This window comes from Flavobacteriales bacterium (assembly GCA_021739695.1).
Lineage (GTDB): Bacteria > Bacteroidota > Bacteroidia > UBA10329 > UBA10329 > UBA10329.
Genome location: JAIPBM010000006.1, coordinates 26,594 through 42,204, shown reverse-complemented (window position 1 = coordinate 42,204; position 15,611 = coordinate 26,594). Strand labels below are relative to the sequence as shown.

General features: G+C 45.1%; 15 protein-coding genes. 4 read left to right on the top strand and 11 right to left on the bottom strand.

Going from position 1 to position 15,611, the window contains the following annotated elements; genetic code table 11:
• Nucleotides 1–84: 84 nt before the first annotated feature.
• The 5 genes from K9J17_05050 to K9J17_05030 form a co-directional block, all read right to left on the bottom strand.
• On the bottom strand, nt 85–792 hold the full coding sequence (locus tag K9J17_05050; protein ID MCF8276084.1) for an SAM-dependent methyltransferase: 708 nt from the start codon (nt 790–792) through the stop codon (nt 85–87).
• Nucleotides 789–1,247 (bottom strand): low molecular weight phosphotyrosine protein phosphatase, encoded by a 459-nt coding sequence (locus K9J17_05045; GenBank protein MCF8276083.1) that lies wholly within the window; start codon nt 1,245–1,247, stop codon nt 789–791. Before K9J17_05045 ends, K9J17_05050 begins: the two co-directional genes overlap by 4 nt.
• A 3-nt stretch (nt 1,248–1,250) precedes the next feature.
• Nucleotides 1,251–2,681 (bottom strand): chromosomal replication initiator protein DnaA, encoded by a 1,431-nt coding sequence (dnaA, locus tag K9J17_05040; protein ID MCF8276082.1) that lies wholly within the window; start codon nt 2,679–2,681, stop codon nt 1,251–1,253.
• A gap of 144 nt (nt 2,682–2,825) precedes the next feature.
• A complete protein-coding gene (locus K9J17_05035) occupies nt 2,826–3,764 on the bottom strand; it encodes a metallophosphatase (GenBank protein ID MCF8276081.1) in 939 nt (312 codons plus the stop codon).
• Nucleotides 3,765–3,766: 2 nt separating this feature from the next.
• Nucleotides 3,767–4,504, bottom strand: coding sequence for a 5'-nucleotidase C-terminal domain-containing protein (locus K9J17_05030; protein ID MCF8276080.1), 738 nt, complete (start codon nt 4,502–4,504; stop codon nt 3,767–3,769).
• 67 nt (nt 4,505–4,571) lie between these two features.
• Between K9J17_05030 and K9J17_05025 the strand changes: the two genes are divergently transcribed.
• Nucleotides 4,572–4,982, top strand: coding sequence for an acyl-CoA thioesterase (locus K9J17_05025; protein ID MCF8276079.1), 411 nt, complete (start codon nt 4,572–4,574; stop codon nt 4,980–4,982).
• Here K9J17_05025 and K9J17_05020 read toward each other — a convergent pair.
• The 6 genes from K9J17_05020 to K9J17_04995 all read right to left on the bottom strand — a co-directional run bounded on the left by K9J17_05020 (nt 4,979) and on the right by K9J17_04995 (nt 11,353).
• On the bottom strand, nt 4,979–5,839 hold the full coding sequence (locus tag K9J17_05020; protein ID MCF8276078.1) for a M20/M25/M40 family metallo-hydrolase: 861 nt from the start codon (nt 5,837–5,839) through the stop codon (nt 4,979–4,981). The two genes, K9J17_05025 and K9J17_05020, sit on opposite strands and share 4 nt — an antisense overlap.
• A 122-nt stretch (nt 5,840–5,961) precedes the next feature.
• Nucleotides 5,962–6,213 carry a septum formation initiator family protein gene (locus K9J17_05015; GenBank protein MCF8276077.1) on the bottom strand — a complete coding sequence of 84 codons (252 nt, stop codon included), beginning with the start codon at nt 6,211–6,213 and terminating at the stop codon, nt 5,962–5,964.
• A 137-nt stretch (nt 6,214–6,350) separates the two neighbouring features.
• Nucleotides 6,351–7,982 (bottom strand): L-glutamate gamma-semialdehyde dehydrogenase, encoded by a 1,632-nt coding sequence (gene pruA / locus K9J17_05010; protein MCF8276076.1) that lies wholly within the window; start codon nt 7,980–7,982, stop codon nt 6,351–6,353.
• A gap of 97 nt (nt 7,983–8,079) precedes the next feature.
• Entirely contained in the window at nt 8,080–9,588 is a 1,509-nt protein-coding gene (locus K9J17_05005; protein ID MCF8276075.1) for a T9SS type A sorting domain-containing protein, read from the bottom strand.
• Nucleotides 9,589–9,613: 25 nt separating this feature from the next.
• Nucleotides 9,614–9,997 (bottom strand): Co2+/Mg2+ efflux protein ApaG, encoded by a 384-nt coding sequence (gene apaG, locus K9J17_05000; protein MCF8276074.1) that lies wholly within the window; start codon nt 9,995–9,997, stop codon nt 9,614–9,616.
• A 57-nt stretch (nt 9,998–10,054) separates the two neighbouring features.
• Entirely contained in the window at nt 10,055–11,353 is a 1,299-nt protein-coding gene (locus K9J17_04995; GenBank protein ID MCF8276073.1) for a DUF5103 domain-containing protein, read from the bottom strand.
• A 474-nt stretch (nt 11,354–11,827) separates the two neighbouring features.
• Here K9J17_04995 and K9J17_04990 point away from each other — a divergent pair, with 474 nt between their 5' ends.
• The 3 genes from K9J17_04990 (at nt 11,828) to K9J17_04980 (ending at nt 15,610) form a co-directional block, all read left to right on the top strand.
• Nucleotides 11,828–13,192, top strand: a complete 1,365-nt coding sequence (locus K9J17_04990; GenBank protein ID MCF8276072.1) for a T9SS type A sorting domain-containing protein — start codon at nt 11,828–11,830, stop codon at nt 13,190–13,192.
• Between the two features lie 440 nt (nt 13,193–13,632).
• Nucleotides 13,633–14,031, top strand: coding sequence for a hypothetical protein (locus K9J17_04985; protein MCF8276071.1), 399 nt, complete (start codon nt 13,633–13,635; stop codon nt 14,029–14,031).
• Between the two features lie 217 nt (nt 14,032–14,248).
• Nucleotides 14,249–15,610, top strand: a complete 1,362-nt coding sequence (locus tag K9J17_04980) for a Na(+)-translocating NADH-quinone reductase subunit A (protein MCF8276070.1) — start codon at nt 14,249–14,251, stop codon at nt 15,608–15,610.
• Nucleotide 15,611: the final 1 nt, after the last annotated feature.

Genomic DNA, 15,611 nt, shown 5'->3' with positions numbered 1-15,611 from the left:
GAATCAAATTGTTATTGTACGAAAATACTCAATTCTGCATGCCACATTCGGAGCTTCGAGAATCTATGAATCGATGAAAGTTTCTCAATTACCCAACAGAAACATGCAAGGTCGTTTGTGGAGGTCGATGTTCTCGGTTTTCCATTCGTCAACGGCCAAGGTTTTTATCTGCTCAGATTCCAAGGTGATATCCACAGCCACGCATAATTTGTGTTTGGAATTGCAGGTTTTTAGGACATCATCAAATAGATGTTGATTCCTATAAGGTGTTTCCATGAATATTTGCGTAAAACCTATGCGAGCAACGGCAGCATCTAAGTCACGCAATTTGTGAATACGCTCTTTCTTGTCAATAGGGATGTATCCATTAAAGGTGAATCCTTGACCATTTAATCCGCTGGCCATTAGGCCGAGTAGGATGGAGGATGGTCCGATGAGTGGCACAACTTTAATGTTGAAATTGTGTGCCTCAGCTATCAGTATCTGTCCTGGGTCGGCAACGCCCGGACAACCAGCTTCAGACATGATGCCGACATCTTGTCCTTGTAAAAGCAGTTCAATTGGGCGCGAAATTTCGTGCAGCTTGGTGCGTTTGTCCAATAAAATCAGCTCCAACTCATTAAAATCACGCTTGTTTCCGGTGGAACGAATGAAGCGTCTAGCTGTTTTTTCGTTCTCCACAACCAAGAAATTCAGCTCCTCAAAAAGCCGAAGATTCAGATTTGGGAAAAGCTTGTCGTTGTTGGTCTCACCTAGCGAAACGGGGAGAAGATACAGCGTTCCAGTACTCATCTCAATGTTTTGATGAATGCGTCACAAGCGTAATCTAGCAATTCGTAAACACGTCCGAATCCATCATCGTAATAAGGGTCAGGAACGGACATTCCTTTTACTTCATTTCCGAAATCGAGCATCAAATGAACTTTGGCAGCATCGCTTTCATTTCTGGCCAAACTCAGTACGTTAGCCTGATTGGAGGTGTCCATAACCAGAATGTGGTCGAATCGGTCAAAATCGGCCACTTTGAAAGGTCGTGCACGCTGACCCGTGATATCGATTCCATTGAGTTCCATTTCTGCAATCGCACGTTCGTCAGGTCGTTCGTCCTGATGCCAGTTGGATGTGCCCGCGCTATCCACAAAAATGACAAGGCCCGAGAGTCGGGCCTTGCTTTTGAGGATGCCTTCGGCCATAGGGCTTCGGCAAATATTTCCGAGACAGACCATTAACACGCGTGGCGCGGCCATGGCTTACGAAAGTTTTATCTTCTTGTCGAGGTCTGTGATGTAGCCTCTGAATTGCTTATCCGTCTCAATCAGGTTGTTCACCGTTCGGTACGCATGAAGCACTGTTGCGTGGTCTTTTCCACCGCACTGTGCGCCAATGGTAGCCAATGATGCTTTGGTCATGTTCTTGGCATAGAACATGGCAATCTGACGTGCTTGAACAACCTCACGCTTGCGCGTTTTCGATTTCATCAATTCAATCGGCATATCGAAGTAATCAGAAACCACTTTCTGAATATAATCGATGCTGATCTCGCGAGCTGTGTTCTTCACAAACTTGTCAATCATCTGCTTGGCAAGATCCAAGTTGATGGATTTTTTGTTCAGCGAAGCTTGAGCTAGCAATGATATCAACGCTCCTTCCAGTTCGCGGATATTGGTAGTGATGCTATAAGCAAGGTATTCCAATACTTCTTCTGGAAGTTCAATTCCATCTTGGTAAACTTTCTTGCGAAGGATGGCAATACGTGTTTCCAATTCTGGTGCAGAAAGGTCGGCTGCCAATCCCCATTTGAAACGGGAAAGCAAGCGTTGCTCCATTCCTTGCATTTCAACAGGAGCTTTATCGCTGGTCAATACCAACTGCTTTCCGTTCTGATGCAAGTGATTGAATATGTGGAAGAATACGTCTTGTGTCTTGTCTTTTCCAGCCAAAAACTGCACGTCATCCATGATCAATACATCGATCATCTGATAGAAATGCACAAAATCGTTGTGGCTGTTGTTTTTTACTGCATCAATGAACTGATGCGTGAATTTCTCCGAAGAAACATAGAGAACAGTCTTGTTCGGATGTTTTTCTTTTATCTCAATACCAATGGCGTGAGCTAAGTGTGTTTTTCCCAATCCAACACCACCATATAATAAGAGTGGGTTGAAAGCTGTTCCACCAGGTTTGTTTGCCACTGCATAACCTGCAGAGCGTGCCAAACGGTTGCAATCGCCTTCAATGAAATTATCGAAGTTGTAATTGGCGTTCAGTTGAGACTCAACTTTTACCTTTTTCAGTCCTGGAATGATGAACGGATTGCGGATTGCATCCGAGCGTCCAAGGTCCATGGGCATGGTAACCGGGTGATTCTTGGTCGTAGCAGAATTTGTCGGTACACGAACAGAGTAAGGCTTAGAGTTGTTGTAAGCATTCTCCATAATGATCTGGTACTCCAATCTTCCTTCTGCACCAAGCTCTTTCTTTACTGTCTTCTTCAATAAAGAGATGTAATGTTCTTCAAGCCACTCGTAAAAGAATTGGCTTGGCACTTGAATGGTTAAAACATTCTCATCCAACTTAACAGGTACTATGGGTTCAAACCATGTGCGGTAACTCTGATAAGGCACGTTATCTCGTATTACCTCTAGACAATTATCCCATACAACCTTGCAGTCTTTCTTCATGCGCTTTACGTCAACTAGCTTAACATTAGTGCTTTAAGAATTTCCCCTTCAGAAACGTACTGAAATTCGTGCTTCCGAACCCCTTAAATGCACGGCAAAAGTTGATAAAAGAAAGGTGAAAAAAAAATGAAAATGGTATTGACTTTACGAAACTTTTGGTGCAATATACGCGCTACCAAAAAGGCCGGAAACCCTATCTAGCTGTAGGTCAATCCTTCCAAGTTTAATTCCAGCCCAACCTACCTGACAAACCATCACTTTTTGCCCGTTTTTATTGATGACATAATCAGGCTCATCTAGAAAAGTATGCGTGTGTCCGCCAAGGATGATATCAACATTTTGACTGTTTTCAGCTACGTGTTTATCGCAAACTCTATCTGTGTCAAAGTTGTACTTCTCGGCATTGTAGTCATATCCAAGGTGAGAAAGGCAGATCACGAGGTCGCAGTTCTCTTCGTTTCTGAGAAATGCAGCTTGTCTGTTCGCTTCTTCAATAGGGTCGGTGTAGCGGATGTTTCCGTAAAGTTTAGGATTGACCAATCCTTCCAGTTGAATGCCTAATCCGAAAACCCCGATTCTGACTCCATCTTTTTCAAAGACCTTGTTTTTCAGCGTGGTTTCCGAAAGCGGAGTATCAGTCAATTCGTAATTGGAATTGATGAAAGGAAATTTGGCATGAGGTAATTGCCTCATAAGGCCATCAATTCCGTTATCGAAATCGTGGTTTCCGTAGGTGGCAGCATCATAACCCATTTCGCTCATGAGTTTGAATTCGAGTTCGCCACCGTAATAATTGAAGTAAGGCGTTCCTTGAAAGATGTCGCCACTATCAAATAGAAGCACGTTTTTTTCTTCTGCCCGAATCTGCTTGATCATTTCCGCCCTTCGGGCAAATCCTCCTAAACCTGGGTATTTGCTGTCAGAAATTGGAAAAGGGTCAATTCTACTATGAACATCATTGGTATGAAGAATGGTCAACTTCACTTTTCCCAAGTCTTTTATTCCACACGAATTCAAGCCACCGATCATGGCCACTGATGCACTGGCCAAAGCCGATCGTTTTATGAAGCTCCTTCTTTTCATACTTAAAACCTCACCACAGAAATTCTACCATCCAATTCTGAATGCAAGGGCTTTTCTGCCAGACCTAAAATTCGGAAGTCATCAATGATCGCATCTCTTATTTTGATGCCTGTTCTTATTCTTTCCAAAGGATTACGGAAAAAGTCCATTTTGTCTCCGCCTTCGGCCAAATAATCGCTGGTGACCACATAGACGAAATCTTCGTCCAGAATAGCTTCTCCGTTTTCGAACGAGCCGTTCAAAGCCTTTCCGCTCGCATTCAATTTGCCCGACAACTTCACGCCAGAAATAGGTTGGCCACCGACATCATTCAGGTATTTCATCATTTCTTCCACCTTTTCGGGAGAAAGCTTGATCACATCGATCTCGTTTTCAAATGGCATCAGCTCAAACACTTTTCCAACAGTAATTTCTCCTTCGGGAAGATCGACACGCAATCCGCCAATGTTGATGAGACAGATAAGTGGCCGCACTGAATCGGGCATTTCGATAAGCGCTCGTTCGAGCAGAAGGTCGGCTATCAGGTTTCCTAAGGTGCTTTCTGGAATTCCTCGCGTCAGCGTCTTATCATTCACAACAAGAACCGTGTTCATAGACAGTTCCAAGCTGTCGCGATATGGGAAGATCATCGATTCAGCGATGGCATCATCAGGAATGGAATCCGACAATGGAATTGCACGATATTCGGTCATTGATCCCGAACAGGCACTCAGCAGTAAAATGCACCAGAGAAAACGCATGGCGCAAATTAAAGAAGCTTAGTGGAAGCAATGGTCGTCAAAAAACAATTAATGATACCTTAATCGCATGTTTGAACACAGCACAAAGATCAGGACGCGTTATTCTGAGGTTGATAGAATGGGCTATGTCTATTATGGCAACTATGCCACGTATTTTGAAGTTGGAAGGGTAGAAGCGATGCGCGTTTTAGGCATCAATTACCTCGAATTGGAAGAGTCTGGAATCATGATGCCGGTGATTCGATATGAGATTGAGTACAAGAAACCAGCGTTCTATGATGAAGAACTGACCATCGTGACGCGGGTGAAAGAAGTTCCGCGATCTCGTATTACGTTTGAGTATGAAACGTGGAATTCAAAAGGCGAATTATTGAATACGGCTTTGACCCAATTGGTTTTTGTGGATAGCAAAACGATGAAGCCGCAGCGTGCCCCGCAGGTAATTGTGGATGCTGCAAATCGCTACCTGAAGCCTTAAAGTTTCTCCATCAATACCTTATACATGTTGGTCATGGCTGTGATGTCGTCCTTGTGAACAATCTCATCGGGCGAATGAACGTTATCTTCTGGAGCGCCAACGAAAACCCATTCCCAAGGATAAGGTGATGACTGCAACTCCAAACCATCGCTTCCGCCTGCACCTTCCACTTCTAACTGAAAAGGAATGTTTGTTTCCTTGGCGATGTTGATGATGCGTTCGAGGTAGCTTCTTCTCGGAAGCCCACGGTCGCGCATGGAGATGGCAACACCTTTGCCTGGTTGCACGCCTTCCGTTACCCAAGTTATATCTGAAATGAGCGCTTGTCGGACTCCATATTTCTCTTGAATGTATTTACCGAGATAGGAAACAGCTCCGCCACCGTGCTCTTCGCGCGTACTGAACACGATGATTCCTTCTTCCAATGTTTCGGCCACTTTCAGTGCATTCCAAACGCCAAGTCGATTGTCCATGTAGCAGCATTGCACATGGTTTTGGGTCTCTCGGAAATCTGGTTTGAAGGTGAGGTTGGTACCACGCTCAATTTCCCTTTCGAATTTGTATCCGAAGGTTTGATGTTTCTTGCTGACTTTCAGTTTGCATTCAATCTCCCCTTGAGAATCGGAACCTACCAATTTGATGTTGTTCTCAATAACCGGACCTCCAACTTTTACCAACTGGTTTCCATAGCGGACCGTAAAGCCAATGCTGTCTAAATGGGCGAAGATGGCAGTGCGCGGTTTCTTGCCGAACACCAGAATGATGTTCTCGTGGAATTCATCGCCATGGATAAGCTTCGGTTTAACCTTCCAGTTCTTTTCGGTTTCGCCAATGTAGTTGAGAATGAAATCGGTCATGGCGCGTTCGTCACCACTGACCGCGCGAATGGCGCATAATTGTTTCAGTAATTCCACTTCGGATTCAATTAAAAATGAGAGATGAATGATTGATGTACTAGGAATTGAAGCGAAGTTGGGATTTAATCCTCAACTGAAAAGACAAAGATCTCTTCGTCATCTTTCTTCATCAGGTATTTTTCTCGGGCGAATTTTTCGAGTAGCTCCTTGTCGTTCTGAAGGAGTTTGAGGTCTGCGGTACTTTGCGCAATCTCGTTGACGTAGTGCTCTTTCTCGGATTCTAATTCTGACAACTTCAGTTGGTTTTTTACCAGCGTGATGAAGTTGTTCTCGTCAAAGAAGGTCATCCAAACTAAGAACACAAGCCCCGTCATCAGGAACTTGTTCTTTGCGTGCGGATACAGTTTTTGCGCTATGCCTTGAATCTTCTTCACGCTTGTAAAAGTAAAGCCGCCCAACCATGTTTAGCATATGGTTGGGCGGCTTTTTTAACAGGAGATTGTTTATGCGCTTAGCTTTCTCCTAAGAACGGATAGCGGTAATCCGTTGGTGGAACGAAGTTTTCTTTGATGGTTCGTGGAGAAACCCAACGCAGCAGATTGATCATGGAACCTGCCTTATCGTTGGTGCCAGAACCTCTTGCGCCACCGAATGGTTGTTGTCCTACAACTGCTCCGGTTGGTTTGTCGTTGATGTAGAAGTTGCCAGCGCAGTTTTCTAAGCGCTTGGTGGCGCTTTCAATTACATAGCGGTCTTGGCTGAAGAGTGCTCCTGTGAGAGCGTAAGGAGATGTCTTGTCGAGGATGTCGAGGGTTTCGTCCCATTTGTTCTCATCAAAAACGTAGATGGTAACCACAGGTCCGAAAATCTCTTCGCACATGGTGGTGTAATTCGGGTCGTTGGCCACAATGACGGTCGGTTCGATGAAATAACCTTGGCTCTTATCGTAGTTACCGCCAGCAATGATCTCCTGGCCATCTGCTTTCGCATTATCAATATAACCAGCAATTTTATCAAATGCTTTTTCGTCAATAACGGCATTGATGAAGTTGCTGAAATCTTCGGCAACGCCCATTTTGAACGTTTTGAGGTCGTCAATCACGTATCCCTTAATTTCTTCCCAAAGATTGCTTGGCACGTAAACTCTGGATGCAGCCGAACATTTCTGTCCTTGATATTCGAAGGCACCACGAACGATGGCTGTGGCCACTTGCTTAGGGAGTGAAGATGGATGCGCAATGATGAAATCCTTGCCGCCCGTTTCGCCAACTATGCGTGGGTATGTTTTGTATTTGTGGATGTTTTCGCCAATTGTTTTCCAAATGCCTTGAAATACGCCCGTTGAACCTGTAAAGTGAATTCCAGCAAAATCCGGATGTTGAAAAATGACATCGCCAGCAACTGGCCCACGAACATAAACGAGGTTGATGACGCCATCTGGCAATCCAGCCTCTTTGAAAATTTCCATGATCACCTGTGCAGAATAGATCTGCGTATCGGCAGGTTTCCAAACTACAGTGTTTCCCATCAAAGCTGGTGCGCCAGGAAGGTTTCCTGCAATGGAAGTGAAATTGAAAGGCGTTAAAGCGAATACAAAACCCTCTAAAGGTCGTTGCTCTACTCGGTTCCAAGTTGGAGCTGGCGAGTAGGGTGGCTGTTGCTTGTAAATATCAGTCATGAATTCCACGTTGAAACGAAGGAAATCTGCGTATTCGCAAACGGCATCAATCTCTGCTTGGAAGACATTCTTGCTTTGGGCAAGCATGGTGGCGGCATTCATCTTGGCACGGTAAGGACCAGCCAATAGGTCTGCGGCTTTCAGGAAGATGGAAGCGCGGTGCTCCCAGCTCATGTTGGCCCATTTTTCTCTGGCGGCCAAAGCTGCATCGATGGCCAATTTTACGTGTGTTTCGTTTCCGCGGTGGAAATGACCCAAGGTGTGTTTGTGATCGTGAGGAGGAGCCATTCGAACCAGGTCTCCGGTTCTTACTTCTTTTCCTCCAATATACATGGGTGCGTCTATTTCTGTGGCGCGTAGCGATTCCAAAGCCTTTTTCACTTCGGCTTTCTCCTTACTGCCTGGGGCGTAGTTTAGGATAGGCTCGTTGACTGCTTTGGGTACGTTATAGAATGCGTTTGCCATGACTTGCTTGTATATTAATTGAGCCGCGAAAGTACATAGTGACAAACGATTATGGGAAAATGATGATAGATGATAATACTTTCGAGGAAGTTTCTCTTTAGTTAATCATCAGTCTCAAGGTCTCGAAAGTATCTTGGGTTTGAAGTTTTACTAAATAAACTCCGCTGGGTAGATTTGGAATGGTAAACTTGATTGGTTCCCTTGGATTAATGTCCACACGATGATGTGAAAGTTGTTGTCCAAAATGATCGTACAAGAATAGGTCACGGATGTCCTCTGCTACGGTCACGGTAATTTCCGTCCCCGATTCTACTGGATTCGGAAACATTAGCACGCGTTCTTTATTTCGAATTTCTGGTATTCCAACCGTTACGTCATTACTTAACATTGCAAATGTAAACTGATCGTAATAGTACGAATTGATACTAAATACGATTTTATTTTCGTAAAACTCCATTCCTGAAAGTCTATTGTTCTGTGGATACACCGTATCAACGGACGGAACAAGGGAAATACCATTATCACCGAATCCAGAATCCAAATTTCCACTAGAGTTCAAACGAACAAACAAGTGCCCATTCACCAATTGAATCCCAGAAGAATTGAATCTCAGTCGATCTCCGCCAACGACAATTTTTGAGTCACCTTGAACCAGTAATTCGGACAATACAATATGTTCCAATTCTACAAGGGGGGAAATCTTTTGAAATCCGCCAAATCCAAAGCTTAGGTCTAAAGCTCCGTTGTCATCAAATTTCATGACATATCCACAGGTGTCGGTGTTTCCAAGAATTATGGAAGAGCCATCGCCTCTACAAACTATTTTCACAGGAATCAGGCCTTCAACATATTCGTCAAGTAATTGGATGCCTTGATTTGCGTATGATTGGTCCACATCACCATTCGAATTCAAACGTGTGATGAAACCTGATTTTACACCATTATCTATCGTGTATCCACAAGTTAGAAAATAGCCTTGAGGATGAAAGGATACACTTTCAAAGTAAATAGAATCGTGCGAGATTGGTTGTGTAAAGCCTGCCTGACCAAATGAATAAAAGGCGGAAAGGTCATCGTTGAGCCCTCTTATACCACCTTTTTCTGGAATAAAGAGTCTGCCTTCCTCTCGCACTTTTGGCCCATCTGAACCAGAGGTGGCTATATCTTCGGTGTGGGCGGTTTGCCCCGAGGAGTTGATGCTAATCAAACTACTACTTGTATTTAGGGAACCCCCACCAGTAATTATGAAAGTCTTATTGTTCGCACCAGTCGTTACGTGGAGACCTGGTCCGAATATGTATTGCCCAATGAACGGATAGCTATACTGCGAACCACCTGCATACAAATCGAAAACGGAATCAGATTGATTATATTCTAATCTTCCCGAAACAGCGAAGTCTCGATGGTGATCGGTCATCCATCCAACAAAAGTGATTCGTCCATCCGTATCTATGGTCATGTCCCTTACATGACCATAATTAAAATTATTTGGCATGAACTGTAGGACACCACCATCCCAATACGTACTGTCAAGCGTTCCTACCTGGCCCGAAACGGCTGTGGTTAAGGAAATGCAACTGACAAGTAGCAATTTTAGAATTCGCATGGTTGTACGATAAGCAGGGTGTAGCTCAATTGAGCATATATGGCACTTCCATGATGAACTCCGGAATTTCAGCGCGAAAGAGCATGCCGCTTTCGGTACGCATCATTTCAAAATATCCGGCCATTCTGCCGATGCCTGATTCTAGATTACAGGCACTTTCATAAGAGAAGAGTTCGCCTGGGGCAAGGATCGGTTTTTCGCCAACCACGCCTTCGCCTTCTACCATGGTGTTTATGCCATTGCTATCGAAGATGTCCCAATGTCTGCGTAGCAATTGGACCTCGAAATCGTTGTAATTCTCGATGGTGATACGGTAAAAGAAGACAAAGTAATTCTTGTCAGGTTCAGAGTATTCTTCTTTGAACTTGACCCTTGCCGATACTTTTATGCCGTGTGTGATCATGGTCATGCCGCGTTGTGCAATGACAAATAAACGATCATTTTTGGAATGCGTTGCCGAAAAAGGTCAAAAATGAGATGTGATGATGGAATGACCGATCAGTCGGTCGTATCTTGAACTCATCAGTTGGTAGTAGATATAGAAGGTATAGATCTGGCGGGCTGCGTAGAAGGAACCTTCGGTCACCTCTGTTTCGCCCACTGTTTCGCCATCCTTCAGGTAGATGTATTGGTAGTTGTAATAGCCTTGCTTGAGGTAGGCGGTGCATTCGTAAACCCCATCGCGGTAGCTGTAATCCAAGCGGTATTTGGGTTGGATCTGCCATTCGGTCAGTCCACCGAAAAGATAGAGACCACCAGATGTAAGGGGCTCATCGTATTTTAACATGAAATGAACGAGGACGTAATCTGCATCGCGGTTGGGGTCGTTTCCTTCGCGGATGCCGATGGAATAAGCTCCATTAATATCGGGAGTGCTCACGTAGTGGTCTTTATTGAAAACCTTATCGGGCATTAGAAAGACGTGGTTTTTGAGGGAGTCTGGGTCGTACCAGATGGCGCTTACATTCTCTGGCTGGTAGCGCAGACTTCGGGTGTCTATCCAACGGTATTCGTTGCTTCCTTCAAAGGTGACGCCTCCCATGTTGTCGTAAATGAGCTGTCCGTTTTTGACGAAAATGGGCTGCATGTCTGTTTTCATGTTATCCCATCGGTAATTCTGCTGAACATGTAGGGCAATGTTTTGGAAGGGATTCTGAATGTCGTAGTCGGGATAGTTTACCACCACATCAACCTGATGATGGGTTTGGCGTTTACTTATTTCCATAGGCAGACGAACGGCAGCTTCTATCTGAATCAGGTTTTCGTAAACGCGGAACCTTCGGGTGATGATGGGCTTTTCGCGGTTGAAGTCTTTGTAGACAAGCAGGATGTAATTTCCTGAGAGTTTAAAGCTGAAATTCTGATTGGGAAAACTGAAGGAGTAGTGGAGGTATCGTTGAACGGTATTGAAGGAGAATTCGTAGTTGGAGATGTTCATTTCCAAGAATCCATCGATGTATTCTGAAGATGGGATGCCGGTTTCTTTCCAGTTCCTATCGCAGTGGATGATGGTGTAGGTGTAATCCTGGTATTCTGCATCGAGGTCATCGAAGGAGAGTTCGAGCATTTCGCCTCCTCCCAGCTGCACCACGGGGAGGCTGAGGTCTACGTTCTTGACATTGAACTGGACTGTTTTGATGCTGTTCTGGTAAACTCGGTCTTCGTAGCGCACAAAGGTGTCATCAAAATATTCGTCATCTTGAGCGAAAGAGGCGTGTGAAAAAAGGAAAAAGGTGAGAAGGAAAAACGTGATCGTTGTGCGCATATCGGGTGGCAAAGATAAGGAGGCGGTGCTTGTATTTGAACAGTGAGTTCAGCTGAGTGAGACCTGAGGTTAGAGGAGAGTGGCGTTAGGTTGGCGGATAGTGGTGCTGGCTGTGTGCCTGTTGATGTTGATGAAGTGCAAGAATTGCACCAAGCGTGGGAGGGTGAGAAATAGTGTAAGGAAGGTGGTAAGGAATGAGGCTGAGGCGCAAAGTGTTGAAAGTGGGCGAGAAGCCATGGATGCCTACTTGAATAGCGGAATTTCCAAAGCAGTACATTTACAGTAGCTCAGTGAACTATGCAGATGGCATGGGCCTGCTGGAAGTTGAACGGATTGGATATTGAGGCAATGGAAATGGAATGCTTGAATAGGAAGGATGCTACTGAGATCAGTCTGGAGACTGATCGTACCAGGTTCCACACAAGACGTCCTGCGGAAGTCTTGCGCGAGCGGGGGTCATTAAATTGATTTTGAATGAGGATTAGAAGAAGCACGACATTACTCATGGCTTTGGCAATTTTCAATGTTACCAAGGCGCAGTATTGGGAAGATACAGGATTCGAAACAGGTTCCTCGTTGGACATTTTTGCTGATGATGAGCATATGCTCATTACAGGTCAGAATCAGGAAGGGGGTGGGGCAAACAGTGTTTATTTATGGGATGGAACCGCTGTAGATACGATTCCAGCTGACACGTTTTCGTACCAGATATTTGCTCCATCCTTATTTAATGATATCCCTTATGTCTATGTGCCCGGAAATCCATTGGGAGGAATTTACAAGCACCAGAATGGAGAATGGGAAAGGCTTGTTGAAGGCCATTTCTCAGGGTTGTCGGTGTTCGGGGACTCGCTATACCTATTGATGTACGAATTGGGTGCACAGATCAATGGAGAAATGTATCATACTGTAGCATTCTATGATGGGGTTTCTTTTTCGGGCATTGCAGATACACTGACCGATGGTTCTGTAGGTTTTGCTGATCCATATAATGCAATATGGTATAAGAACGAACTATATGTTGGCGGTAATATTTTGTTGCCCAATGGGATGGGTGAAATAGTCCGATGGAATCCAGTTGATGGGTGGAAGGACGTAGGTGGAGGTTTTTTCGGTGGCTTCAGTGCGGTCAGCGGGCTGACGGTGTACAAGGACATGCTGTACATATACGGAGAGTTCCAAGAAAACCTTGGAAATCCTGGCAACCATATTGTTGCTTGGGATGGCGACCGTTATTGGCGGCTTGGTGATGGAGTCACAGGGCAGCTCAATCCATTTGTTGGTGATGCCGTGGTATTTGAAGATGAATTGTATGTTTCGGGAAGATTCCAATTTGTAAATGGTATGCCGGCAAGTGGATTTGCCAAATGGAACGGACAACGATGGTGTGTCTTACCGAACGGTCCCATTCCTTTTCAGCTTTCGGTTTTCAAAGGCGACCTATATGGAACCGAAGTAAAGAACTCGGAATTTTCAAGTCCGGAACCCATCCAGCGTTTGGGAAAATGGATATACGAAGGAGAACCGGTTGAATGTAATGAGGTGCCACCCATCGGAGTAGAGGAAGTAAGCGAGTTGGAAGATGAAATTCTGATCTACCCCAACCCCAACCCCACCACCTCAACCACCACCCTCACTTGGCAAGGCCAAAGCCATGGCAATTACCAGTTGCAGCTTTATGATGTGCATGGGCGGCAGGTTCTGCAAGGCGGTGGCGCGGCCACCAATGGCACCAACACGCTAACCATAGATATGAGCGCCTTTGCCAAGGGCATCTACTTCGGGCAGTTGGTGGTGGAGAATGAAATACACCATACTTTCAAAGTGATAAAGGAGTGAACGTACCTACAAAAACATATTGAGTCCCCGCTCGCGCAAGAGTTCCGCAGGATCTCTTGTGTGGAATTAAGTACGATCAGTCTCTGACTGATCTTTCTAACTTTCATGTTCGGAAAGACCATGAGCACACAATACAAGTTCCATAACCCCGAAGGCCTGTACTTCATAAGCTTTGCCACGCTGAGAGCAAGGTAAGCCCAAAGACCATGAACCTACCACGGCAAACAAAAAGCGGAGTTCGGCAATGGGCCGAACTCCGCTTTTCAAGTTTCAGATGTCTTGCCCTATGCTGTTTACCCCCATTGGATAGTTGACAAGGCCTATGGTGCGTAGACAACCCTCAGATCATTGACGAAGAACATCTGAGTTTGCTATTTCCTCTCAATTGCGCACCACAACGGTGGCGCAGCCTTGCTTGATCAAGGAACAGCACGCCACAGTTGTTTGGTGCGATCGTCAGCTTAAGGAACGCCACGCCACAAGTGTTTGGTCTGATCGTCAGCTTAAGGAACAGCACGCTGCAAGTGTTTGGTGTGATCGTCAGCTTAAGGAACGGCACGCTGCAAGTGTTTGGTCTGATCGTCAGCTTAAGGAACGGCACGCTGCAAGTGTTTGGTGTGATCATCAGCTTAAGGAACGGCACGCTGCAAGTGTTTGGTGTGATCGTCAGCTTAAGGAACGGCACGCTGCAAGTGTTTGGTGTGATCATCAGCTTAAGGAATGGCACGCTGCAAGTGTTTGGTGCGATCGGCAGCTTAAGGAATGACACGCTGCAAGTGTTTGGTGTGATCGTCAGCTTAAGGAACGGCACGCTGCAAGTGTTTGGTGCCAATGTTTGATCAGGGAATCCGACTACACTTGGTTGGAAATAGTGGTGGTAGGCGACTACCTGCTGGTCTAAGGAACAACCAAGGTTATGGTCAACCATAATTTCAAGGATTCCACCCTTTTTATTTAGAACCATTCTAAATTATAAACCTGTCCGTATTCGTCATAACCGCTATTGCCTTTCTGTTAAATTTGCCGCGATTTTAAGGACGGTAATCCGAACAGAATATGTCAAAAGACATCAAGATCAAGAAAGGCCTGAACATTCCTCTGAAGGGTGAGGCCGATAAGGTGCTAGGTACTGCTGAAAGGTCTGGTGCGTTTGTAATCAAACCGAGTGATTTCAAGAATTTCACACCCAAATTGTTGGTGAAGGAAGGACAGGAAGTATTGGCCGGTTCGCCACTTTTTTACAGCAAGGATTATCCTGAAGTGAAAGTGGGATCGCCAGTAAGCGGAGAGGTAGTGGAGGTTATGCGCGGTGCCAAACGCAAGATACTGGGCATTAAGGTGCTTGGCGATAAGGAAACGCGCTACGCTCAATTTCCTGCGGCTGATGCAGCTCGTATGAGTAGAGCAGAAGTGAAGCAGCGTTTGTTGGATCAGTGCCTTTGGGCATTCATCAAGAGACGTCCGTACGGAACAGCTGCCCGTCCAACTGACAATCCGATCTCTATCCATGTATCCGGATTTGATTCGGCTCCACTTTCTGCAGATTACGATTACGTATTGCATGGAAAAGGAAAAGAGTTTCAGGCCGGATTGGAGGTGTTGAAACAACTGACAGATGGTCCTGTGCATTTGAATTTGCACCGCGAAATGAACACCGATGAGGTTTTCAAAGGAGCAAAAGGCGTTCAGATCAACTGGTTCAGCGGACCACATCCATCAGGTAACGTAGGCGTTCAGATCCATCACATCAAACCATTGAACAAAGGCGAAGTGGTGTTTACCGTGGCTGCGCAAGATGTGGCGCTTATCGGTAATGCTTTCCTCACTGGTAAATACGATGCTTCAAGAACTGTTGCTGTTGCTGGTTCTTCCGTTAAATCTCCTAAGTATTTCAAAACCATTCAAGGAGCTAGTATTTCGACACTGGTTGAAGGGAATTTGGAAGGAGACAACAACCGATTGATAAGCGGTAACATTTTGACAGGCACTAAAGTGGCTGCGGATGGACACCTTGGGTTTTTCAATAAGGAAGTAACAGTTATTCCTGAAGGTGATCATGCCAAATTCTTCATTACGGAAGGTTGGGCCGGTCCTGGTTTTGGAAAGTTCTCAGCTTCTCGATCATATTTCTCATGGTTGATGCCAAGTAAGAAATACGACTTGGATACGAATACAAATGGCGAAGCACGCGCTTTGGTTGTGACAGGTGAATATGAGTCGGTGTTTCCGATGGATATTTACCCACAACACTTGGTAAAGGCCATTATGATCGGTGATATTGAATTGATGGAGAATCTAGGCATTTACGAAGTAGATGACGAGGATTTTGCATTGTGTGAGTATATCTGTACTTCTAAAACGGCTGTTCAGCAGATCGTGAGAGAAGGATTGGAGCTCATTGAAAAAGAATGTGGTTAAA